The 22,086-nt window shown below is 65.8% G+C and carries 23 protein-coding genes; 16 read left to right on the top strand and 7 right to left on the bottom strand.

What is annotated here, in order from left to right; genetic code table 11:
- Nucleotides 1–36 precede the first annotated feature (36 nt).
- The 6 genes from IDF66_RS02815 (at nucleotide 37) to IDF66_RS02790 (ending at nucleotide 4,246) form a co-directional block, all read left to right on the top strand.
- Nucleotides 37–1,311, top strand: a complete 1,275-nt coding sequence (locus tag IDF66_RS02815; RefSeq protein WP_190265643.1) for an AI-2E family transporter — start codon at nucleotides 37–39, stop codon at nucleotides 1,309–1,311.
- Nucleotides 1,312–1,411: 100 nt separating this feature from the next.
- Nucleotides 1,412–2,491, top strand: coding sequence for a redox-regulated ATPase YchF (gene ychF / locus IDF66_RS02810; RefSeq protein ID WP_164308919.1), 1,080 nt, complete (start codon nucleotides 1,412–1,414; stop codon nucleotides 2,489–2,491).
- Between the two features lie 33 nt (nucleotides 2,492–2,524).
- Nucleotides 2,525–2,806 carry a type II toxin-antitoxin system RelE/ParE family toxin gene (locus IDF66_RS02805; protein ID WP_190265642.1) on the top strand — a complete coding sequence of 94 codons (282 nt, stop codon included), beginning with the start codon at nucleotides 2,525–2,527 and terminating at the stop codon, nucleotides 2,804–2,806.
- Between the two features lie 7 nt (nucleotides 2,807–2,813).
- A complete protein-coding gene (locus IDF66_RS02800) occupies nucleotides 2,814–3,101 on the top strand; it encodes a HigA family addiction module antitoxin (protein ID WP_223309096.1) in 288 nt (95 codons plus the stop codon).
- Nucleotides 3,102–3,139: 38 nt separating this feature from the next.
- Entirely contained in the window at nucleotides 3,140–3,649 is a 510-nt protein-coding gene (locus tag IDF66_RS02795; protein ID WP_223309095.1) for a pyridoxine/pyridoxamine 5'-phosphate oxidase, read from the top strand.
- Nucleotides 3,650–3,754: 105 nt separating this feature from the next.
- The gene (locus IDF66_RS02790) at nucleotides 3,755–4,246 is read left to right on the top strand and encodes a peptide-methionine (S)-S-oxide reductase (protein ID WP_317628568.1); all 492 of its coding nucleotides are present in this window, start codon (nucleotides 3,755–3,757) and stop codon (nucleotides 4,244–4,246) included.
- Between the two features lie 34 nt (nucleotides 4,247–4,280).
- Here IDF66_RS02790 and IDF66_RS02785 read toward each other — a convergent pair whose 3' ends face one another.
- Nucleotides 4,281–4,766 (bottom strand): MarR family winged helix-turn-helix transcriptional regulator, encoded by a 486-nt coding sequence (locus tag IDF66_RS02785; RefSeq protein WP_190265639.1) that lies wholly within the window; start codon nucleotides 4,764–4,766, stop codon nucleotides 4,281–4,283.
- A gap of 88 nt (nucleotides 4,767–4,854) precedes the next feature.
- Between IDF66_RS02785 and IDF66_RS02780 the strand changes: the two genes are divergently transcribed.
- From IDF66_RS02780 to IDF66_RS02765, 4 genes are all read left to right on the top strand, one after another.
- Entirely contained in the window at nucleotides 4,855–5,973 is a 1,119-nt protein-coding gene (locus IDF66_RS02780; protein ID WP_190265638.1) for an NAD(P)/FAD-dependent oxidoreductase, read from the top strand.
- A gap of 99 nt (nucleotides 5,974–6,072) precedes the next feature.
- Nucleotides 6,073–7,737 carry an ABC-F family ATP-binding cassette domain-containing protein gene (locus IDF66_RS02775; RefSeq protein WP_190265637.1) on the top strand — a complete coding sequence of 555 codons (1,665 nt, stop codon included), beginning with the start codon at nucleotides 6,073–6,075 and terminating at the stop codon, nucleotides 7,735–7,737.
- Between the two features lie 105 nt (nucleotides 7,738–7,842).
- Nucleotides 7,843–8,826 carry a glycoside hydrolase family protein gene (locus IDF66_RS02770; protein WP_388000717.1) on the top strand — a complete coding sequence of 328 codons (984 nt, stop codon included), beginning with the start codon at nucleotides 7,843–7,845 and terminating at the stop codon, nucleotides 8,824–8,826.
- Nucleotides 8,827–9,033: 207 nt separating this feature from the next.
- Nucleotides 9,034–9,915, top strand: a complete 882-nt coding sequence (locus IDF66_RS02765; protein ID WP_190265636.1) for an acyl-CoA thioesterase — start codon at nucleotides 9,034–9,036, stop codon at nucleotides 9,913–9,915.
- A gap of 5 nt (nucleotides 9,916–9,920) precedes the next feature.
- On the opposite strand, the gene IDF66_RS02760 is transcribed toward IDF66_RS02765, so the two are convergent.
- Complete coding sequence (locus tag IDF66_RS02760; RefSeq protein WP_190265635.1) at nucleotides 9,921–10,631, bottom strand: DUF427 domain-containing protein; 711 nt, start codon at nucleotides 10,629–10,631, stop codon at nucleotides 9,921–9,923.
- A 166-nt stretch (nucleotides 10,632–10,797) separates the two neighbouring features.
- On the bottom strand, nucleotides 10,798–11,247 hold the full coding sequence (locus IDF66_RS02755) for an SRPBCC family protein (RefSeq protein WP_203588642.1): 450 nt from the start codon (nucleotides 11,245–11,247) through the stop codon (nucleotides 10,798–10,800).
- 249 nt (nucleotides 11,248–11,496) lie between these two features.
- Between IDF66_RS02755 and IDF66_RS02750 the strand changes: the two genes are divergently transcribed.
- Nucleotides 11,497–12,738 carry an ATP-grasp domain-containing protein gene (locus IDF66_RS02750; RefSeq protein WP_190265634.1) on the top strand — a complete coding sequence of 414 codons (1,242 nt, stop codon included), beginning with the start codon at nucleotides 11,497–11,499 and terminating at the stop codon, nucleotides 12,736–12,738.
- Nucleotides 12,739–12,876: 138 nt separating this feature from the next.
- Complete coding sequence (locus tag IDF66_RS02745) at nucleotides 12,877–14,859, top strand: hypothetical protein (RefSeq protein ID WP_223309246.1); 1,983 nt, start codon at nucleotides 12,877–12,879, stop codon at nucleotides 14,857–14,859.
- Here IDF66_RS02745 and IDF66_RS02740 read toward each other — a convergent pair.
- Nucleotides 14,814–16,220, bottom strand: coding sequence for an amino acid permease (locus IDF66_RS02740; RefSeq protein WP_190266279.1), 1,407 nt, complete (start codon nucleotides 16,218–16,220; stop codon nucleotides 14,814–14,816). The two genes, IDF66_RS02745 and IDF66_RS02740, sit on opposite strands and share 46 nt — an antisense overlap.
- Nucleotides 16,221–16,462: 242 nt before the next feature.
- Here IDF66_RS02740 and IDF66_RS02735 point away from each other — a divergent pair, with 242 nt between their 5' ends.
- Both IDF66_RS02735 and IDF66_RS02730 read left to right on the top strand, forming a co-directional pair.
- Complete coding sequence (locus IDF66_RS02735; protein ID WP_164308931.1) at nucleotides 16,463–16,903, top strand: MarR family winged helix-turn-helix transcriptional regulator; 441 nt, start codon at nucleotides 16,463–16,465, stop codon at nucleotides 16,901–16,903.
- Complete coding sequence (locus tag IDF66_RS02730) at nucleotides 16,900–18,621, top strand: MFS transporter (RefSeq protein WP_317628567.1); 1,722 nt, start codon at nucleotides 16,900–16,902, stop codon at nucleotides 18,619–18,621. The genes IDF66_RS02735 and IDF66_RS02730 overlap by 4 nt, the downstream gene beginning before the upstream one ends.
- 32 nt (nucleotides 18,622–18,653) lie before the next feature.
- Here the strand turns inward: IDF66_RS02730 and IDF66_RS02725 are convergent, their stop codons facing one another.
- Nucleotides 18,654–19,067, bottom strand: a complete 414-nt coding sequence (locus tag IDF66_RS02725) for a winged helix-turn-helix transcriptional regulator (protein ID WP_164308932.1) — start codon at nucleotides 19,065–19,067, stop codon at nucleotides 18,654–18,656.
- Between the two features lie 103 nt (nucleotides 19,068–19,170).
- Here IDF66_RS02725 and IDF66_RS02720 point away from each other — a divergent pair, with 103 nt between their 5' ends.
- Nucleotides 19,171–19,536, top strand: coding sequence for a DoxX family protein (locus IDF66_RS02720; protein WP_164308933.1), 366 nt, complete (start codon nucleotides 19,171–19,173; stop codon nucleotides 19,534–19,536).
- Nucleotides 19,537–19,581: 45 nt separating this feature from the next.
- Here IDF66_RS02720 and IDF66_RS02715 read toward each other — a convergent pair whose 3' ends face one another.
- Nucleotides 19,582–20,940 carry a diacylglycerol/lipid kinase family protein gene (locus IDF66_RS02715; protein WP_190265633.1) on the bottom strand — a complete coding sequence of 453 codons (1,359 nt, stop codon included), beginning with the start codon at nucleotides 20,938–20,940 and terminating at the stop codon, nucleotides 19,582–19,584.
- A 17-nt stretch (nucleotides 20,941–20,957) separates the two neighbouring features.
- Complete coding sequence (locus IDF66_RS02710) at nucleotides 20,958–21,425, bottom strand: PNPOx family protein (protein WP_317628566.1); 468 nt, start codon at nucleotides 21,423–21,425, stop codon at nucleotides 20,958–20,960.
- A 129-nt stretch (nucleotides 21,426–21,554) separates the two neighbouring features.
- Between IDF66_RS02710 and cynS the strand changes: the two genes are divergently transcribed.
- On the top strand, nucleotides 21,555–22,007 hold the full coding sequence (gene cynS, locus IDF66_RS02705; RefSeq protein ID WP_190265632.1) for a cyanase: 453 nt from the start codon (nucleotides 21,555–21,557) through the stop codon (nucleotides 22,005–22,007).
- Nucleotides 22,008–22,086: the final 79 nt, after the last annotated feature.

The following is a 22,086-nucleotide window of genomic DNA, read 5'->3' as shown; positions in this document are numbered from 1 at the left end:
GAAGTGTGATGCGCGTCCGGCCCGACACACCCGCGGATGGGCCCAGACGCAGACCCGGTATGTGACGATCTCTGCGTGACAGAAGAATCGGGCGTGCCGGACAGCTCGGACAGTCCCGCCAGCGGCACCGACGGCGCATATCCGACCAGGGCTCGGGTGGTTCTCACCGGGCTGAAGGCGAGTTCGGTCGTGTCGCTGCAGATCGTCCTGGTCGTCGCGGCGCTGTGGATCCTGTTCTGGCTCCTCGGCAAGTTCTGGGTCGTGTTGTTGCCGATCCTGTTCGCGATCATCGTCTGCACGGTGCTGTGGCCGCCCGTCCGCTGGATGCGCAAACGTGGCGTCCCGCCCGCGGCGGCATCGCTGGTGATGATGCTGCTCGGCGTCGGGGTGCTGGCCGGGGTGATCAGTCTGATCGTGCCGTCCATCGTGCGTCAGGCACCCGAGCTGGCATCGCGGGCGACCGACGGTGTGCACAAACTCCAGGACTGGATTCAGGGGCCGCCGCTCAACGTCAAAGACGAACAGCTCGACAACATCGTCAACACGGTCACCGACAAGTTGCAGTCGAGCGCGTCGAGTATCGCGGCAGGTGTGTTCAGCGGGGTGGGCACCGCCACCTCGATTCTCGTCACGCTGTTCACCGCCCTCATCCTCGTCTTCTTCTTCCTCAAGGACGGGCCGAAGTTCATCCCGTGGCTCGACCGCACGGTCGGCAAACCGTCCGGGACCCACGTCGGCGAGGTGCTGACCCGCATGTGGACCAGTCTCGGCGGCTTCATCCGGACCCAGGCGATCGTGAGTTTTGTCGATGCGACCCTGATCGGTGCCGGCCTGTTCATCCTGCAGGTGCCGCTCGCCGGAGTGCTGGTGGTGATCACATTCCTCGGCGGGTTCATCCCGATCGTCGGTGCATTCGTCGCGGGCGCCCTCGCGGTGTTGATCGCCCTGGTGTCGAACGGCCTCACCACTGCACTGATCGTGCTGGGGATCATCCTGGCGGTCCAACAGCTCGAGGGAAACGTGTTGCAGCCGTGGCTGCAGTCGAAGTCCATGGACCTGCACGCGGTGATCGTGCTGCTCGCGGTGACTCTCGGCGGCACGCTGTTCGGAATCACCGGTGCATTCCTGGCGGTGCCCGCCGCCGCGGCCATCGCGGTGGTGCTGCGGTACCTCAACGAGCAGATCGCATTGCGCGCCGGGGAGTCGCTGCCGCCAGAGGGCACTCCGGTGACGGCCCACAAGAGCGTTCCCGACGACGACCCGCCGCCCGACGCCCCGGCCGACGACCCCGGCACCGCCACCCGCTCCTGACCCGACCCGGACCAGGACCCGCCGACAGCAACCGCTTTTTCACCGATGGCACCGACGGCGCCCGCCGATCCACGACCTGCGGCGGATAGACTGGTCGCCCGTGAGTCTCACCCTCGGAATCGTCGGCCTTCCCAACGTCGGTAAGTCGACCCTGTTCAACGCGTTGACCCGCAACGACGTGCTGGCCGCCAACTACCCGTTCGCGACCATCGAGCCGAACATCGGCGTCGTCGAGCTGCCCGACAAGCGCCTCGACCGGCTGGCCGAGATCTTCAGCAGCGAACGCATCCTGCCCGCGACCGTCTCCTTCGTCGACATCGCCGGAATCGTCAAGGGCGCGTCCGAAGGCGAGGGCATGGGCAACCAGTTCCTCGCCAACATCCGTGAGGCCGACGCCATCTGTCAGGTGGTCCGCGTCTTCGCCGACGACGACGTGGTGCATGTCGACGGCCGGGTGGATCCGCTGTCGGACATCGGCGTCATCGAGACCGAGCTGATCCTGGCCGACCTGCAGACCATCGAGAAGGCCTTGCCGCGTCTGGAGAAGGACGCGCGCAAGAACAAGGATCTCGCCGAGACCGTCGCGGCCACGCAGAAGGCGCAGGAACTCCTCAACGAGGGCAAGACGCTGTTCTCCCAGAAGGATTCGTTCGATCTGTCGGCGGTTCGCGAACTCCACCTGATGACCGCGAAGCCGTTCCTCTACGTCTTCAATGCCGACGAGTCGGTGCTGACCGACGACGCGCGGAAGCAAGAACTCCGCGATTCCATCGCGCCTGCCGACGCCGTCTTCCTCGACGCGAAGGTGGAGAGCGAACTCCTCGAGCTCGACGAGGAGGACGCGCAAGAGCTCCTCGACTCGATCGGCCAGACCGAACCCGGACTGCGGTCACTGGCCCGCGCCGGCTTCCACACGCTCGGGCTGCAGACCTATCTGACCGCGGGACCCAAGGAGTCGCGCGCCTGGACGATCCATCGCGGCGACACCGCACCCAAGGCGGCAGGCGTCATCCACACCGACTTCGAGAAGGGCTTCATCAAGGCCGAGATCGTCTCCTTCGACGACCTCGACACCGCCGGCACGATGGCCGCCGCGAAGGCGGCGGGCAAGGTGCGCATGGAGGGCAAGGACTACGTCATGCAGGACGGCGACGTGGTGGAGTTCCGGTTTAACGTATAGCGTTATTGACGCTATACGTTATAAAATGCTGCTGTGATCAGATCGTTCGGCAGCAAAGAAGCCGAGCGGATCTGGCACGAGCAGTACGTCAAGCGCGTCGACCGGACGGTTCAGCGGGCGACCTTGCGGAAGCTGGAGCTGGTTCATGCGGCGAAGGACGTCGAAGACCTCCGGATACCGCCAGGAAACCGGTTGGAGCGCCTGGTCGGTGACCGCCGTGGACAGCACAGCATCCGCGTGAACGCGCAGTGGCGCATCTGTTTCGTCTGGTCGGAAGGAGGTGCAGAAGATGTCGAACTCGTCGACTACCACTGAGAAGGACATGATCGAGCCGATTCACCCGGGAGAGATCCTGATGGAGGACTTCATCGAGGGCTTCGAGATCACGCAGAACAAGCTGGCCGTATCTATTGGCGTGCCGCCGCGACGGATCAACGAGATCGTGCACGGCAAGCGGGGGATCACCGCGGATACGGCGATCCGGCTGGCGAGGTACTTCGGGACATCCGAGGAGTTCTGGATGAACCTACAGACGAACTACGAACTTCGGCTCGAGCGGCGCTCGCTGCGGGATCAGGTTGCTGCGATCACGCCGCTGAAGTCCGCATGACCATCGACACCAGACTGCTCCTGCGGGACCTGCCCTCGTTGTCGGGTGACGCGCCGCCACTCGATCTCGACAGCTTGCCGGGCGACCCGGTGGATCTGTTCCTCGAATGGCTTGATGTCGCCCGAAGCTCAGGTGTGCCCGAGCCGCACGCGATGACGCTGTCGACCGTTGATCCGTGCGGTGTACCGGACGCGCGGGTCCTGGTGCTGAAGGAGATCGATGTCCGTGGATGGGCATTCGCTAGTACGAGATCGAGCGTGAAAGGTGAGCAGCTTGCGTCGAGCCCGCACGCTGCGCTCACCTTCTGGTGGCAGCCACTCGTCCGGTCCGTTCGGGTGCGGGGCAGAGTGGTCGAGGGATCGCATGAGGAGAGCTTGGCTGATCTGCGAGCCAGAAGTACTGCTGCTCAGAACCGCGTGGACCCGGATGATTGGGTGCTGTGGCGTGTCGTGCCGGACCGTGTCGAGTTCTGGCAAGGGTCTCAGGACCGTCGTCACAGCCGGATTGTGTTCGTCCGCACCGGCGGCGCATGGCGAATGGACAGTTGAGTCCACGGCAAAGGTTGGTCTGTACCGCGATCCGGTGGAGTTCCGGTTCAACGTCTGATCGAGGGGTTCGTCCCGACGCGTCGGGTGGCCCGTACCATCGCCCACGTGGGTGTGGAGCGCGAGACCGAAGACGTCTACTTCGCGGGCGGCTGTCTGTGGGGCGTGCAGGCGTTCATCGCGACGTTGCCAGGGGTGACGTTCACCGAGGCCGGACGGGCCAACGGCACCAGTCAGTCCCTCGACGGTGACTATGACGGGTACGCCGAATGTGTACGGACGCGATTCGACCCGACCGTCGTGAGCGTCGGGCAACTGATGGTGTACTTCTTCGAGATCATCGATCCGTACAGCGTGAACAAACAGGGGCCGGATGTCGGCGAGAAATATCGCACCGGCGTGTACTCCGACAGGCCGACGCACCTCGAACAGGCGCGAGACTTCATCGCCGCGAGGGACGACGCCGATTGCGTTGCCGTCGAAGTGCTGCCGCTCGACAACTATGTGCGAAGTGCCGAAGAACATCAGCATCGGCTCGCACGTTTCCCTGAGGAGTTCTGCCACATCCCTGAAGGGTTGCTGACCAAGTACCGCAGCTGAAGTCTGACGATCACGCACCCATCGGTCAGGCGCATCACGAATCCGCAGGCGGACTGTCCCGAGAGGACGGCAGGGCCAGGTGATCGATGAGTGCCTGGCTCCATCCGTCGATGGCTGCCTTTTGATCAGGGGTGAGCAGGTCGAGGCCCAGCCGACGGACGTTCGCGGCATGTCCCTCGACAGCGCGTTCGACCACCTCTCGCCCTGAGGTTGTGAGCGCGACGCCGGTCCTGCGTCCGGCACCGGATTCACTCCGTTCGAGCAGGCCCCGACCTTCCATCCGTGTGAGTTGATGCGCGACGCGGCTCTTGTCCCAGTCGAGGCGATCGGCCAGTTCGGTGACCCGGAGTCGACCGTCAGCAGTGTGGTGGAGGGTCACGAGAATGCTGAACTCGGCCTTGGAGATACCGAAATCGCGCTGCAGTGCCCGGTCGACCTCCGCGGCGAGCCGGCGCTGCGCTTGCATCCAGCGATCCCAGAACGCCCAATCCTCGGGCGACAACGCCGACGCCTCGGTCATGGGAGCACTATATCCGGCCAAGAGTTGACGCATCAACAGAGCGCGATAGAGTTGTCGTATCAACTGTCTCGGTGGAAGGTCTCAACACATGCGACGCAGGGTCGTGGTCGTCGGCGGTGGATACGCCGGAACCCACATCGCCAGGTCTCTGGACGACGACGCAGAGGTCACTCTCATCGATCCCCGGGATGCCTTCGTCAACGTCGCGGCCTCGCTTCGTGCGCTGACGCAACCGGACTGGGCCCACCGGCCGTTCTTCGACTATCGATGTCTGCTCACGCAGGGTCGCGTCGTCCAGGGGACGGTGGCCTCCGCGGATCCCGGCGGTGTGTTCCTGTCGGACGGCAGCCGCGTCGATGCCGACCATCTGGTCCTGGCAACCGGATCCAGTCATCCCTATCCAGCGGCTCCGCGTCACATGACCGCCAGTACCGAACAGGCGGTCGAGGACCTACGCGTCACGAACGCCGAGCTCGCCAGGTCCGGGCGGGTGCTGATCCTCGGGGCCGGCCCGGTCGGGCTCGAGCTGGCAGGCGAGATACACGACGTGTGGCCGGACAAGCGCATCACCGTTGTCGACCCGTCGGCCGACGTACTGCCCGGCTTCCTTCCGGACGTCCGAGCCGATCTCCGTCGCCAGCTCGACAGAATGGGCGTGGAGATGCGCCTCGACACCCGTCTGGCCGCGTTGCCGTCGGTCGAGATGGGGGCCGAAGCCACTTTCACGGTGACCACCGACGCGGGCGAATCGATCACCGCGGACATCTGGTTCCGTTGCTACGGGGCGCGGGTCAACACCGGTTACCTCGATGACGGGGCCCTGGTCCCGTTGACCGACCGTCACACGGTCCCCGTCGATGAGCACCTGAATGTGGTGGGGTACGAGAACGTCTACGCAGTCGGCGACATCGCCGACCTGACCGACGCCAAGATGGCCACCCATGCCCAGACGCAGGCGCTGGTCGTCGTCGACAACATCCGGGCGCAGCTGCACGGTGAGCCGACCCTGTCGGCGTACCAACCGGCGCTGCTTCCACGCATCCTCTTGCCGCTGGGTACTCGAGGTGGCGTCGGCCAGCTCCCGGGCCCCGAGGGTGATGCGATGCGGGCGTCTCTGACCGACGTCATCGAACGAAAAGGCTTCGACCTCTTCACCGCTCGCTTCGCGGAGCGGTTCAGGGTGCGTGCGGTGGGCGGAGACATCTGACTCGGCACGGCGGTCGCAGGAGTAGCTGGTACCAGCCGGCTGACGGCCGAGGATGAACGCGTCTGACCTCGGTTCCGATCGAGGTGCGATCATCTCTTCATGACCGCAACACTCGTCGCCAAGGACATCGCCGGCGGGTATGCGCACCGTGTGCTGTTCGACCATCTTGATCTCACGGTCGCGCCGGGTGACGTGATCGGCGTGGTCGGGGCCAACGGGTCGGGAAAGACAACGCTGCTCAGGGTGCTCGCAGGTGACCTCGCACCGCTCGACGGCCGGGTGACGCGCGCGCCGGCCGATGCATTCGTCGGCTGGCTGCCGCAGGAGCACGCTCGGGTTCCCGGCGAGACGGTCGGCCACTATGTCGCCCGCCGCACCGGCTGTGCGGCCGCGACGCAGGCCATGGACGCGGCCGCGGCCGTCCTCGCCGACCCCTCGGGCGCGACCGGCCCAGTCGATCCGGCCGACGCCTACGCTGCGGCGCTCGACCACTGGCTGGTGACCGGTGCCGCCGACCTCGACGAGCGTCTGCCCGAAGTCCTCGCCGATCTGGGCCTCGACAGCGGGGTGGTGGCGCCGGAATCGGCGATGATGACCGATCTCTCCGGCGGACAGGCCGCGCGGGTGGGTTTGGCCGCGTTGCTGTGTTCGCGGTTCGACGTGGTGCTGCTCGACGAGCCGACCAACGACCTCGATCTCGATGGACTCGATCGGCTGGAGGGCGTGGTCGGCGCCATGCGTGGCGGTGTGGTGCTGGTGAGTCACGACCGGGAGTTCTTGTCCCGCAGTGTCACCGGCGTGCTCGAACTCGATCTCGCGCAACACACCAACACGCTCTTCGGCGGCGGTTACGACAGCTACTTGCAGGAACGCGAAGTCGCGCGCCGGCACCGGCGTGCAGAATATGAGGAGTTCGCCGAGAAGAAGGCCGATCTGGTGGCGCGGGCGCGAACACAACGTGAATGGTCCAGTCAGGGTGTGCGCAACGCGATGCGCAAGGCGCCGGACAACGACAAGATCCGTCGGCGCGCGGCCACCGAATCCAGCGAGAAACAGGCGCAGAAGGTCCGCCAGATGGAGAGTCGGATCGCGCGTCTGGACGAGGTCGCCGAACCCCGTAAGGAATGGGTGCTCGAGTTCACCATCGGCGCCGCCCCACGTTCGAGCTCAGTCGTGTCGACGCTCAACAATGCCGTTGTGCGACAGGGAGATTTCGTTCTCGGTCCGGTATCACTACAGGTGAACGCGGGCGACCGGATCGGTATCACCGGCCCCAACGGGGCCGGGAAGTCGACCCTGCTGCGGCTCATCCTCGGTCGGATCACACCCCAGGCCGGGACCGCGCAGTTGGGCGCGAACGTCGCGATCGGCGAAATCGACCAGACGCGTGCCGAATTCGCTGGGTCGCGGCCACTCGCCGAGCGATTCGAGGAACTCGTTCCCGACTTCACGACGGCAGAGGTGCGTACGCTGCTCGCGAAGTTCGGGCTCCGCGCCGATCACGTCGACCGTCCTGTGGCCGATCTGTCACCCGGAGAACGCACCCGCGCTGCGCTGGCCCTGCTGCAGGCGCGGGGCACCAATGTCCTGGTACTCGACGAGCCCACCAATCACCTCGACCTCGCCGCCATCGAGCAACTCGAATCCGCGTTGCACTCCTACGACGGCGCCGTCCTGCTGGTGACCCATGATCGCCGCATGTTGGCGAACGTGCGTCTCGGTCGCGTCTGGCAGGTGGACGGTGGTCGCGTCACCGAGCAGTGAGTGGCGAGTCGCCTGGATGTGACACTGTGGCCCCACCAGTAACAATTTCGCCCGGCTGTGGCAAAAGCCGCGCACAGGGTGCTGGTCGCCGTCGATACTGCATCGGTGATCCTCACGAAGCGAACCACCACTTTTTCCGGCGTGACGGTGGTGCTGCTCGCTGTCGCGGCACTGCTCGTGACGGCCTCGGGGAGCAGTGGCGCCGCCCCGTCGACCGGCTGGCGATACACGATGGTGGCGTTCAGCAGCGCGACCGACCGCGACATGGACGTCTACGGGTCCGGGGACGGCACGACATTCCAGCTCCTCCGCAGGTCGGCATATCGGCCCCCGTCCGGGCGTGTGCGGGACGCGAGCATCTTCCGTAATACCGATGGGTGGTACTACATCACCTACACGACGGCCGACGGCGCGAACATCGGGTTCGCGCGTAGCCGTGATCGCGTGAACTGGACGTTCCTGCACAACTATCCGACCCCGTTCTGCTGTGCGTTCCTACCGGGAACGGGGGACGGGAGGGGGCTCGGCTCGTCAAGCGGGCCGGGATCCTCCGGGTCGGCCGGTTCCAGCGATGGTCCGTCCCTGTCGCCGTTCACCACCAAGTCCTGGGCGCCCGAATGGTTCGTGGAGGGTGGCCGCATCAACGTCATCCTGTCGATGTCGACCGGTGGCGGGTTCGTGCCCTACCTGATGACCGCCCTCGAGCCCTCGCTGCGGCTGTGGAGCCCACCGGTTCCGCTCGCCGGGATCGGCGCGGACCACATCGACACCACCGTGGTCAAGGTGGGTGCGACCTATCACGCGTTCACCAAGAACGAGACGAAGAAAGTCATCCAGCATGCGGTCGCGTCGTCACTGGTCGGGCCCTATCGGTTCGTCCCGCCCGGGAATTGGGGAACGTATGTGGAGGGCCCGGCCGTGGTCCAGCTGCCGAGCGGCGCCTGGCGGATGTACCTCGACGCCTACACCAGAGGAAAGCAGCTGTACTCCGACAGTACGAACGGTTTGCGCACCTGGACGCCGGTGAAGGAACTTCCGGGCATCTCCGGTCAGGTGCGGCATGTCGGGGTGATGCGCGAGCCGGCCTGACGGCGTTCCGCCGTCGACCCGACCACCCCTGTTCCGACAATTCACCGTCGTACGGTTCGAAGGTGGCTCGTCGGAACGGAGGTGGATGTCGCTCCACTGTGTGTTCTCGGCACGAACACACCGATCACGATCCAGTGCGAATCCAGTAGCGTTCGCGGTGGCCACGATCACAGTGCTGGACACGGGGACGGGAGAGAGCAAACCGATATGACGACGACATCCGACGAGACCGCCTGGTCGCTCGACGTACTTCTCGACCTGTTCGACGTGCAGCCCGCCGGACCGGATCGATTCACCGGCGCGACCGGGATCGAGGGCGAGGAGGGCCGCGTGGTCGTGGAGGGCACGCAGGTACTCGCGCAGGCGATCGTCGCTGCCGCCAAGCGGTTCCCGGACAAGTCGATACGGTCGGCGCAGGCCGTGTTCGCACGGGCGGTCACGGTCGGTCCGGTGGTGGAGTTCGACGTCGACGTCGTCCACGAGGGGCGGTCCGTGGCGACCGCCGTCGTCGCCGCCTCGCAGAACGGCAGGCGATGCGTCACGGTGACCGTCCTCGCCGACGTCCCGACCGAAGACCTGATCACCCACCACCTCCCGCGCCCGATGGTCGCCGCGCCCGACGAGGCCTTTGCCGCACGAATGCCCTTGCCAGGCCGCGATGTGCGTCTGGTCGACGTCCACGAGGTCAACAGTCCGGACGAGGTGGGGCCGCCGGAGCTGTACGCCTGGGTGAAATACGATCCGGTCCCACAGCGCGACGACCTGGCCAAGGCGCTGCTGGCGCACTTCACCGGCCATCTCGGCATCTCGACCACGATGCGTGCGCACGCCGGGATCGGCACCAGCCAGGCGCATCTCACCGTGTCCACCGCGCCGATGACCATCGGGATCAGCTTTCACGAGCCGGTCCGGTGGAGTGGGTGGATTCTCTATTCTCACGAGAGCACGCAGGTCGGTGCGGGTATGTCCTATGTGCGCGGCACGGTGCACACCGACGACGGTGCGCTCCTGGCGTCCTTCGTCCAGGACGGTCTCATCCGTCCGCTGCGCACATCTGATGCAGCAGTGGCGGCGCGCGCAAGGCTGTAGGGGGCCTAGATCTCGCAGCCGCAATCCGCAGCTCCCGGGGCACGCACCGGAAGCTCGGCGAGCACATCCGCCTTGGCCGGGTCGAAGCTGAGATGTCCACGGATGAGAGTGCTCTCCGGCAGCACATCCTCGTAGCTCCAGGCGACGTTCTCGACCACGGTGTCACCGATGACCGCGCTCCAGTAGGTGGCGTTGCCCTTGTAGTTGCAATAGGTGGTCAGGTCGCCGCGGCGCAGCAGATCGGTGCGCACGTGCGCCGATGCCACATAGAGCACCGGTTCCAAGGCGGTCTCGAAGACGATGACGGTGTCGGTGGTGTCGACGAGGGTCACGCCCGCGACGTCGACGCGTAGGCCCCGGGTGGTCGGTCGGCAGTCGACCCGGTGGTAGGGGTTCGGCGGGTACCAGACGAGCTTGCGGCCTTCCTCGTACCACTCGTCGACAGCGTCCCAGGGGACGTGGACAAACCCCGGGGCCTGCGGCTCGGGTTCGGTGGGCAGTCCGCCGACCTCGTCGACCGGAAACGCGTAACTGAGGAACTGACCGGGTCGATGCACCATCACCGCGCGTTCGGTGTCGAGGACCGTCTGTCCGTCGCGGATCGCCTGGATGCGGCGCGGATGCGGCTCGACGAACACCAGATCCGCCGGAAGCGCACCCGAGAACCAACCGGCCGGATTCCCGCTCAGGGGACCGTGTCCCGCGACGAGACTCATCGGGTCACGTCCGGTCCGCGGCGGGCGACCACGGCTCGGATGCTGTTATGCCTCATTGCTGTTCGACCTCCAGAACGTCTCACCACGATGTGTGCAAAGGCTAGCGGCTTCGGGAGTGTCCTGCGCGATGTTCCGCTGCCTGAACGTGAATGCACGTCGAGATCGATCAGAGCCCGACGTCGGCGACGACGTCGGTGAGCCTCGGCAGCAACCGATTGCGCCAGCCTCGCTCGATCGCGTTGCGCGCCATCTTCTGCAGGCGGTCGTCGAGGTCGAAACCGCTGTGGGTCAAGAGCACCCGTGTGCCCCGGCCCTGTGGTTCGAGCCGCCAGTCGACGAACCAGCGTGCAGGCGGATTGCCGCGCAAGTCCGTGTAGCTGTGGGTGAATCGTCGCCCGTGGTCGACTGTCAGTACCTGACATGCCACCTCTGCGGGTGGGTCGGCGGGGATCTCCAGGATGAACGTCGTCCCGACCTCGGTCGCGAACCCGATGGTCGATGCCAGCCAGCGCTCGAGGAGTGCCGGCTCCGTGAGCGCGCGCCACACTGCGGCAGGTGGCTGCGGCACGAACAGACCCAGTTCGACCGCAGTCGGGTCCCGTTCCACATCGAACACGACCACCAGCCTAGGCGGGCGTTGCACTGTGTGTGGGACGGTCGGGATTGCGCGTGAGTGCACCCTGTGAGTGCACAAGGGTGAGCGCTGAACAGGCACAGCGCAATTCATCTTCACGATCGAGAATGGAAGATTCTCTCGTCGCAACTCGGAGGTGGCGGCACCGCGCGCGGTCGTCGGGCGCCTCTGTACGGTTGTGCGCAGGACCAGAGAGCATGAATCGCGCACGATCTGAGCGAGAGGACATGCATGACCAAGCCTGCGAAGACAGCGAAGAACCCCGACAAGGGGTTTGTGGCACTGCTCGGTTGGAGTCTCGGGGCCATCGAGGCCCTCGATCGATTCGACCGCAGATATGTGGTGGTTGCGCCCGATTGGGCGCAAGAATACTGCTCTGAACACGACATTCCCTACGTACCGTGGAATTTCGAACGCCTGAACGATCGGTCCCTCGAGATCGCCGAGACCTTGCAGGACATGGGGGTCGACGTCGCGATTCCGCTGTTCGAGGAGACCGTCGAGTGGGCGGGCGCCATCAATTCCGTGCTGATGAACAAGCCGCGCCTGTTCGGGCAGGCGATGCTGCTGCGCGACAAGGCGCTGATGAAACGTCGCGCGCAACTCGGCGGCATCCGCGTCGGCATCTTCGAGGAGGCGCACGACCGCGACGACGTGGTCCGGTTCCTCCGCCGCGTGAACCAGACACTGCTCAAGCTCGACGGCGACCCCAACGACCCGATTCACCTCAAGGCGTTCGACAAGGCGGGATGCCTCGGACATCGGGTGATCCGGACACCCGACGAGGTCGACACGATTCCCGAGGAAGAGTTCCCGGTGCTGATGGAGTCCCACCTGGACGGCTGGGAGTTCGCGGTCGAGGCCTGGATCCACAACGGCAAGATCAAGTTCCTCAACATCTCGGAGTACGTGACACTGGGGTACTCGGTGTTCGTGCCAGCCACCCCCGAGCTCGAGAAGTATCGTCCGGCGATCACCGCGCAGATCGAGAAGCTGATCAAGACATTCGAGATCGACTTCGGCTTCGTGCACCCGGAGTACTTCGTCACCAACGACGGCGAGATGTACTTCGGCGAGGTCGCCTACCGGCCGCCGGGCTTCAAGGTGTTCGAGCTGCTCGAACGCGCATACGGGTTCAACGCCTACCAGGCCCTGGTGCTCTCCTTCGATCCGAAGACCACCGAGGAGGAGATCGACGCGTTCTTCCCGCGCGAGGTGGTGGACGCGAGCGGTGTCGCGGGTTGTTTCGGTGTGTATCCACGTCGCCGTGTGGTCTCCAACCTGGAGATCCCCGACGTGACCGCAGACGACGACTATTACGAGACCAACGATCTCGCGGAACCCCTCGAGGAGACGGTCACCAAGCGCACGGCTTTCGGGACGCACTGGGGTCTGCTGTACTTCTTCGGGGAGGATCCCTACCGGATGCGGGATCTGCTCAAACAGCAAGAAGAGCTCGACTTCTACGTATGAGATCTGGACGGGGCCACCACGCGTGCCCTGTGCGGACCGTGAGGACAGCAAAGGGTGCTAGTGCCTTCTTCGGACCACACCGACTCCGGCCGGGCGCTGGCAACCCGGGTCGAGCAACTCGATCACGCCACCGCGGCCATGCTCGACGCGCCGGACTTCGCCAAGGTCGGCAAAGTGCGTCGGGTCCTCGATGCGCTGCGCCGTGTGCTCACCCAGGAGGGTGGCTGCGCGGCCGTGCGCGACCGCGCCGCAACACTCGAGAGTGCCGGCGTCTTTGCCGGGACCGACTGGGATCAACCGAGCATCCTGGTGCCGGCGCTCGCCGGTCCCAGCCTGCGCAGTGGTCACACCGACACCGTGATCCTGGAGTCGACGAGCGAGTTGCGGATGGTCGCGATCGCGATGGGCGACTACGACCATGCCGACATGACGGCCGACGACGCCCGGCGGTTCCTGTCACAGATCCTCGCGATGAACCTCGACCTGCTGCTCGCGCCGCCGTCGGAGGCCGAGCGCGTGCGACAGGGGAGCGCCGCCAAGGTGATCCGCGAGGTCTTCGGCTACGTTCTCGACCAGATCGGCTACGACAGCGTGCTCGACGAGTTGGTCGAGGAGATCTGGCGGATACTCCGGCAGCGACCCATCCAGGTCGATCACGTCAAGGCCATGGTCACGCGGATCGCGGTCCATCGCAACGATCCCGACGTCGACCTCGGCACGTCCGCGCAGGGTCTCGATCGGCTGACCACGGCGCTCTTCGGGCCGACCGAGGCATGTCGGGAGGATCCGGGCACCGACGTCTATCTGTCGCGATTGTCGGCGATGGACGCCGAAGGGCTCGAGTTCGAGGCACGCGGATTCGCGCGAGCCATGCACGACACCGGCCTCGTGTCCCCGTACCACGCCGCGTTGGCCCGGTTCCTGGTGGACGACAACGTCTTTCTCCTCCCTGAAGCGCTCGGGTTGTCGGAGGTGGGGCGCAACTGTCTGCTCCGCTACACCGACCTGGTGCTCGAGCTGATCACCCGGACCGTGCATCCGCAGAACGCGCAGTGCCTGTACGGCCTCGCGTTGCTGCTCGACCGCGGAATCCTGCATCAGCCACCGGTGGTCCCGTCGCTGTGGCGGCAACTGGCGCTGAAGCTCTCGTCGACGGTCTCCCGACGTCTGCAGTCGGCTTTCGGCCCCGCCGTCGATCCCGAGTCGCTGCTCATCGGCGGCCTGCTGTCGATGCTCGGCCAGCCGCTGGGTGTCGGGCAGGGGGATAATCCGACCTGCCAGTCGGCCCGTGCGTTGTCGATGTGGGCGTACAACGATCCCGACTATCTGCTGCAGGTGGTGGCCTGGGCGGCCCGCGACGACGAGGTCGTCGCCCATTTCGAAGGGCAGCGCGTGTCGTCGGTGGAGAGCGTCGGCGGGGTCGCCACGGCCGATCCGATCGATCTGGATCCTGTTTCGCTCCTGGTGGTTCCGCATCTCGATCGGATCTACGCGGAGATGGTCCGCCGCTGTGCCGACCGTCCCGGTGACCCACATCGCTGGGTGAACCCGGAGTTCCACGGTTGGTGGTCGGCCCGGGGCTTCCGGATCAACGTCGACGTGGCGACCGGCGACATCATCGACCTCGACGATTTCATCCGTCAGTTCTACGCGGCGTACCACCCCGGCTACAACGGCAATCAGCCGCTCATCCACCCGCAACCCGCCGGGATCGCGTTCACCGACAGCGCCGCGCGCTACGTCGGCTGGCATGCGATCACCATCCTGCGGGTCGCCGCGGACCCGAACGGTGTCATCCGCGTCTATTTCTTCAACCCGAACAACGACAGCGGGCAGGACTGGGGAGACTCGGTGGTGGTCGGCACGGCAGGCAACGGTGAGCGACCAGGCGAGGGATCGCTGCCCTTCGAACAATTCGCCTCGCGGCTGTACATCTTTCACGCCGACCCGCTCGAAGACGGTGCGACCGAAGATGTTCCGTCCGAGGACGTCGCACGGGTGATCGGTTACGTCGAACGAAGCTGGGGAGTCGACCGAATGGGTCGGCCGGAGACGGGCGATCTACCGCACGTCGGTCAGCGCGTTCCGGCGAGCGATCTACCACGCGACCACGCCAGGTAGCCGATTCCCACGCAGGCAAACCAGACCGCGCCGACGATCAACGCGACGCGGCCGTCGGTGTCGAAGAACAGCAGAACGAACACCATGAGGAGAAAGGCCAGCGCAGCCCAGGTGGTGACCGGCGCGCCCGGCACTCGATAGTCCGACGCCGGAAGCTCTCCGCGGGCCACCTTCTTGCGATAGGCCATGTGACACACCAGGATCGTTCCCCACACGACGATGATGCCGACCGTGGACACCGAGGTGATGTAGGAGAAGGCGTGGTCTGGGTCGATCACGTTCACGACGACACCGGCCACCATCACCACGGCACTCAGCACGATTCCCCCGATGGGGACCTGGCGACCGGACAGCCGAGCGAGTTGCCGTGGTGCATCGCCGCGCTGGGCCAGCGAACGCACCATCCGGCCGGTGGAGTAGATGCCGGAGTTGCACGACGACAGTGCGGCGGTCAGCAGCACGAAGTTGACGATGCCTGCCGCACCAGGGATTCCGATGTATTCGAACACCGACACGAACGGACTCTGGCCCTCCTGGAAGTCGCGCCAGCTCCGTACCGACAGGATCACGACGAGGGAGCCCACATAGAAGACGCCGATGCGGAACGGAACGGAGTTGATGGCCTTGCGCAACGTGACCCTCGGGTTCTGCGCCTCACCGGCGGTCACGCCGACGAGTTCCACACCCACGTAGGCGAACATCACGATCTGCAGGCTCAGCAACGCATTGGTGAACCCGGTCGCGAAGAAGCCGCCGTCACTCCACAGATTCGTCACCGATGGGCCGGTGTCGGGTCCCAGGCCCGCGATCGGCAGCAGCACCCCGATGCCGACGATGATCATGCCGAGGATCGCGGTGACCTTGATCGCCGAGAACCAGAACTCCGCGCGACCGAACATGCCGACCGAGATCAGGTTCGCGCCGAAGAGGACCATCAGCGCGACCAGCGCCGTCACCCAGACGGGGATGGACGGCCACCAGTAGTTGATGTACTTGCCGGCCACGGTGATCTCGGCCATGCAGGTCGTTGTCCACACGGCCCAGTAGGTCCACCCCTGGCTGAAGCCGGCGAAGCGGCCCAGGAACTCGTCGGCGTACTCGCTGATGCCGCCCGAGATCGGTCGGTAGATCAGCAATTCGCCGAGCGCGCGCATGACGATGAAGATCGCCAGGCCCGCGAGGGCGTAGGCGAGGATGAGAGCCGGCCCGGCCTTCTCGATCGCGCCGCCGGAACCGTAGAACAGGCCGGTGCCGATCGCGCCGCCGATCGCGATCATCTGGACCGTCCGGGTGGTCAGACCCCGTTGGTAGCCCTCGTCGCGTTCCGTGGATGCCCGGACTTCGACGTCTTCGTTCGTCACCACACCGACTCCCTCAGAATTGTGTACCGTCAGCGGCCCAATCTAGACGTCCGGATGTGCACTCGATCACTCAGGCTTCGTCAGCCCGCGGATCGCCACGAACTTTGTCCGATTCATCCGAATCGGCCCGAGCCGGTGTCGGATTCGACGGACTCCGCGGCCGGTTGCGAGGCGAGGTCGTCGTCGAAACAGTCGGTATGTCCGACTTGATCAGGAGAAACTGATCAAGTTAGGTTGATGAAATGGCTGATGGCGATCGCGATGTCCTCGATGTGGCGTCCGGGCTGCGTATCACCGTCGGGTCGTTGGTGCGCCAATTACGCCAGCACCGCGGCCCCGACGACCCGAGCGTGCCGGAGACGATGGTTCTCGCCCGGCTGGATCGGGACGGCTCCTGTTCGGCCGCGGATCTGGCCCGGCACGGTCACGTCAGCCCCCAGTCGATGGGGGTCACCATCGCCGCACTGCAGGAGCGGGGGCTGATCGTCCGTGCGCCCGACCCGACCGATGGCCGTCGCATCCTGCTGAGTCTGACCGCTGCTGGTGGGGAGGCGCTCACCGACCGGCGCAATCACAGCACTCGTTCCATCGCCGAGGCGATGTCGTCGACGTTGAGCGCTGACGAGATCGCAACCGTGGCCGACGCGTTACCGCTTCTCGAACGAGTGCGGGATGCGCTGTGAGCACGTCCTCCGCGCTGCAGTCCACGTCACCGACGCCCACGACACCCGACGACGGTTATCGCTGGGTCGCGTTGTCGAACACCACTGCGGCGGTGTTCATGTCAGCGCTCGACGGGTCGATCGTGATCATCTCGCTGCCCGCGATCTTCCGGGGTATCGGCCTGGATCCCCTTGCATCGGAGAACATCGGGTACCTGCTCTGGATGATCATGGGGTATCGCCTCGTCCAGGCGGTGGCGGTCACCACGCTGGGCCGGCTGGGTGACATGTTCGGCCGCGTGCGGATCTACAACGCGGGCTTCGCGGTGTTCACAGTGGCGTCGATCCTGTTGTCGTTCGACCCTTTTCACGCTTCGGCGGCCGCGACCTGGCTGATCGCCTGGCGCGTGCTCCAGGCCCTGGGCGGGTCGATGCTCACGGGCAACTCCGCGGCGATTCTCACCGATGCCTTCCCGGCCGATCGCCGTGGCTTCGCACTCGGACTCAACCAGGTTGCGGCGCTGGCGGGCCAACTCACCGGGCTGGTTCTCGGCGGGTTGCTGGCGGCCTGGGACTGGCGCGCCGTGTTCTGGGTCAATGTCCCGGTCGGCGTCTTCTTCACTCTATGGGCCTATCTCAAACTCCGCGACAGCGGAGAACGGCATCCCGGCCGGATCGATTGGTGGGGTAACGGGACCTTCGCGATCGGACTGTCCGCGGTCCTCGTCGCCATCACGATCGGCCTGCAGCCCCATGGTGGGCACACGATGGGCTGGACCGCACCGACGACGATCGCCTTGTTGGTGACCGGGGTGGTGCTGCTCGTTTCATTCGTCCTCATCGAAAAGCGTGTGGCCGAACCCATGATCGAGCTGGGCCTGTTCAAGATCCGCGCCTTCTCGGCGGGTAACGGGGCGGCTCTCTGTGCGTCGCTGGCGCAGGGCGGACTGCAGTTCATCCTGATCATCTGGCTGCAGGGCATCTGGTTGCCGCTGCACGGCTACGACTATGCCGACACCCCACTGTGGGCGGGTATCTTCATGCTGCCGTTGACCTTGGGCTTCTTCGTGTCCGGCCCGCTCACCGGCGCGATGTCGGACCGATTCGGCGCGCGCGGATTCTCGACCGTCGGCATGGTGCTGTTCGGGTCGAGCTTCGTCGGGCTGCTGTTCCTGCCGATCACCTTCTCGTACTGGGCTTTCGCCCTGTTGATCGCGCTGAACGGCGTGGGCACGGGGATGTTCGCCGCGCCCAACACATCGTCGATCATGAGCAGTGTGCCTGCGCGCTACCGCGGGGTCGCGTCGGGCATGCGTGCCACGTTCCAGAACTCCGGGACGGCGCTGTCGATCGGCGTGTTCTTCTCGCTCATGGTGGTCGGGCTCTCGGCAAATCTGCCCGAGGCGATGTCGTCCGGGCTCCAGCAGCAGGGGGTGTCGGCGGGCGTCGCGAACGATGTCGCGAACCTGCCGCCGGTGTCGTCACTCTTCTCGGCCATGCTCGGCGTCAACCCGATCGATCACCTGCTCGCGGGAACGGGAACGCTCGACGGGCTCACGGCCGCCCAACGTGATCACCTGACCGGGCACAGCTTCTTCCCGGATCTGCTCTCGGGGCCCTTCCACGATGGCCTCGTGGTGGTCTTCGCCGCCTCGATCGCACTGTCGATCTGTGCGGCGGTGGCGTCGGCATTGCGCGGCAGGCCGCCACAGAAGCCGGTGGCGAGTTCGAGGGATTGACGGCCGCGGTCCGGAGCTGGGGATGCCGGCCGTCAGGGCATCCGGCGTCGTCGGCGCGATGCCGTCTCCTCGTCACGCCTCGCGTCGTACTCGCGACGATTCATGCCGATGGTGTCGTTGTGCTCGGCCGCCCAGTTGGCCAGCGCGATCGCATGAGGGAGCAGCGAGTCCGCCAGGTCGGTGAGACGGTACTCGACTCGGGGCGGCACCTCCGCATACGCCGTGCGTGCGACCAGACCGTCGCGTTCGAGCTTTCGCAGGGTCAGCGACAGCATCCGTTGTGAGATGCCGGGAATCAGCCGCTGCACCTCGGTGAACCTCAACTGGCGATCGTGCAGGGTCGCGATGATGAGCAGCGCCCATTTGTCCGCGATCCGGTCGAGTAGATTTCGGACGGCCTGCCCCAGGTCGCCCCGGATCGAACAGAGGCGTTCGTCGTCGGCCATCGACAGCTCCTTGTCAGTGACGCACACGCGTGTGCCTTTTGTACGGCACCCGATTCTGATCGACAATGCAGTTGCTTACACATCGTAACCAAGGAGGATTCCCGTGGTCATCGCCTACTGGATCGTCGGCGCGATCCTGGCGCTGTTCTATCTCTACTCGGGCGGGATCAAAGTGATGCGATCCCCGGACCGGCTCCGACCGATGATGGGGTGGATCGACACCGTGCCACTGGGGTTCGTGCGGACCATCGGCATCCTCGAGGTGCTCGGTGCGCTCGGGCTGATCCTGCCGCCCGCAACGGGCATCGCCGCGGTCCTCGCATCGGTGTCGGCGGTCGCGCTCGTGCTACTCCAGATCGGTGCCATCGCACTGCATCTCCGCCGCGGTGAGGCTCGGCTCATCGGCTTGAACGTCGCACTGGTCGCCGTCGCTGCGGTGGTCGCGTGGCTGTCAACCGTGTGGTGGTGACCCGGTCGGTGGGTGGCGGTCATCGGATGGCCATGACCCGGGATCTCACATCCGCGGGGCCTGCCCCCTCGTCAGATCGACCAGGGACCGCAGATCCACGGCCCGTGCGCGTCGGCGCGCCGCGGCGGCGCGATTGCCGGCGGGGACCAGCAGGCGCAGCTCCCGCGGATGACTGCGGAATCGCAAAGGTGTCGTCAGCTCCAGTGCTTCGCCGTCGATGCCGACGAATGCCCGCCCGCCGCGCGATCGGATCTCGAACTCCTCGGTCGCGAATTCATGCCAGAAGCGGCTGGTCCTGCGTAGGCCGAGCGCGGATCTGGTCAGCAGTCGGGCTGCCTCGGCCCCGGTCGAGGTGGAGATCGCGATGACGCCGAGCCGACCGGTGTCCATCGCCCGTCGAGTCGCGGCGTCCAGCGAAGCCGTTGCGGTATAGGGATTGTTCGACACCAGGATGACGAACGACCCGTCGACCTCGTCGCCGGTGGGGGAGGTGAACTGGAGATCGAAGGGCTCGGCGGTGCGGCCCAGCAGGTCGGGCAGCATCGTGGCGAACGTCTGGGCTTTCTCCGCCCGATACGAGCTCTCGTGCACGACGGTCGCGTAGACGCCCAGTGACACGTTGTTGACGAACAGACGGCCGTTGACGGTGGCATGATCGACCCGCCGCTCCACCGCATCCCGGAATGCCAGCAGGCCTGCCTTCGGGTCCTCACGGTCGAGCCCGAGGTCGAGGGCGAAGTGATTGCGCGTGCCCGCGCTGATGCAGACGAACGGCAGTCCGTTCTCGACGGCAACCGACGCGACGAGGGCCTGCGACCCGTCGCCGCCCGCCATGCCGAGGCAGTCGGCCCCGCGCGCCACGGCATCCCGGGCGAGTTGCTCGAGATCGTCGTCGGGACCGAGTACGAGCACTTCAACACCCAGATCCCTTGCCGCAGAGACGATGCCGAACCGTTCGACCTTCCCGCCGCCCGACTTGGGATTGCAGATCAGCACCGGCTTCGCCGGGCGTCTGGACTCCCTGGTCAGATCGAGTGCATGCAGATCCGGCGCCAGCGCGTACCGGGCACACCCGGTGGCGACGGCCAACACGGCGCCTGCGGTGAGCAGTCGAACCGCGACCGTTGCCGGATCGGCGAGCGCCTGCGTCAATGCGACGGCGATGACGGCCATGCCGACGGCGACCGCGATCGCCCCGCCGAGGCGACGTACGGCCCGCTCCGTGATGACCCACCACGCACCGGCGGTGGCGATGCCGAAGCCGATGAGCCCGATCACGACGTCGATTCCTCGGGTGATCACGAACCCCACCACCACCACGGCCATCAGGGCGACACCGGTCAGAGCAATGCCGGCGCTGAGGCGGCGGTCGAGCCCAGGCACCGAGGCAGGGGTGGACTGCATGCGTCGTCTCCCGCTGCTCAGCGGGGGGTCAGCAGGATGGAGCGCGCTCCGGCGGTGAATGCGGTGTGCAGATCCTCGGGATCGGGAGTCCCGTCGGAGCCGATGCCGATCTTGTTGAAGGAGGCGAACTGCTTGTTGTCACGGCAGATGACGGCGTAGTGCTCGACGACGCTCGGCTCGTCGGTGAACGCCTCGACATCGGCCGGCCGCCGCCGGCCCATCAGCCGGATCTCCACGGATTCGCCGGTTCTCAGGTTCTTGCCCCACGCGAACGGCGTGCCGATCAACAACTTCCCGTCGTGGGATGTGTAGGCGACCGGCACGGTGTACCGCTTACCGGATTTCCGCCCGACGACGTACACGGTGACCAGACGTCGGCCGATACCGCGGCTGATCACGGGTGTGGCCAGCAGGGCGCGGACGATGCGGTTGGTCACGCGTTGCAGTTTCATCGGCTGCGGCCGTTGGGATGTGGGTCCCGTCACCTGAGTGAGATTACACCGTGGACGGCGGTCCCACGGTGATCACGACGTCGTCGGGATCGGTTCCGGTGGACACCCAGAACCCGATGTGGTCAAGGTAGAGCGGTCCATCCGAATCGTCGAGGAGCTCCGATGACCACTCCGATCATGCCGAAGTCCGATGCCGCAGAACTGATCGTCGCCGCCCGCATCCGTCAGGGACTGTCCTGGTCCGACATCGCCGATCGGATCGACGCTCCGGTTGTCTGGACGGTGGCCGCACTCCTCGGGCAGCATCCGGTGCCGGTGGACAAGGCGACCATCGTGTGCGAACTCCTCGGCCTCGGTGAGGGCGTGATCGAGAGCCTGGTACGCCAGCCGACCCGGGTCGCCGACGAATCGGTTGCGACCGACCCGACCATCTATCGCCTCCACGAGGCGCTCGCCGTCTATGGCCCGGCACTCAAGGAACTGATCCACGAAGAGTTCGGCGACGGGATCATGAGTGCGATCAACTTCAAGGTCGATTTCTCCCGGCGAGCGGATCAGGACGGGGATCGGGTGGTGATCACGTTCGACGGCAAGTTCCTCGACTATCGCTGGTAGGTGGTGTCGATTTCGGCGCATCTCGTTCGTCCTTCTGATGTGGCACCGACAACGGGCCACACTGAGAGAAGGAGGACAC

The sequence above is a fragment of the Gordonia hankookensis genome, from assembly GCF_014673215.1.
GTDB classification, from domain to species: domain Bacteria; phylum Actinomycetota; class Actinomycetes; order Mycobacteriales; family Mycobacteriaceae; genus Gordonia; species Gordonia hankookensis.
Note: the sequence above shows the minus strand (reverse complement) of the source record. Positions and strands in the feature narration are given on the sequence as shown.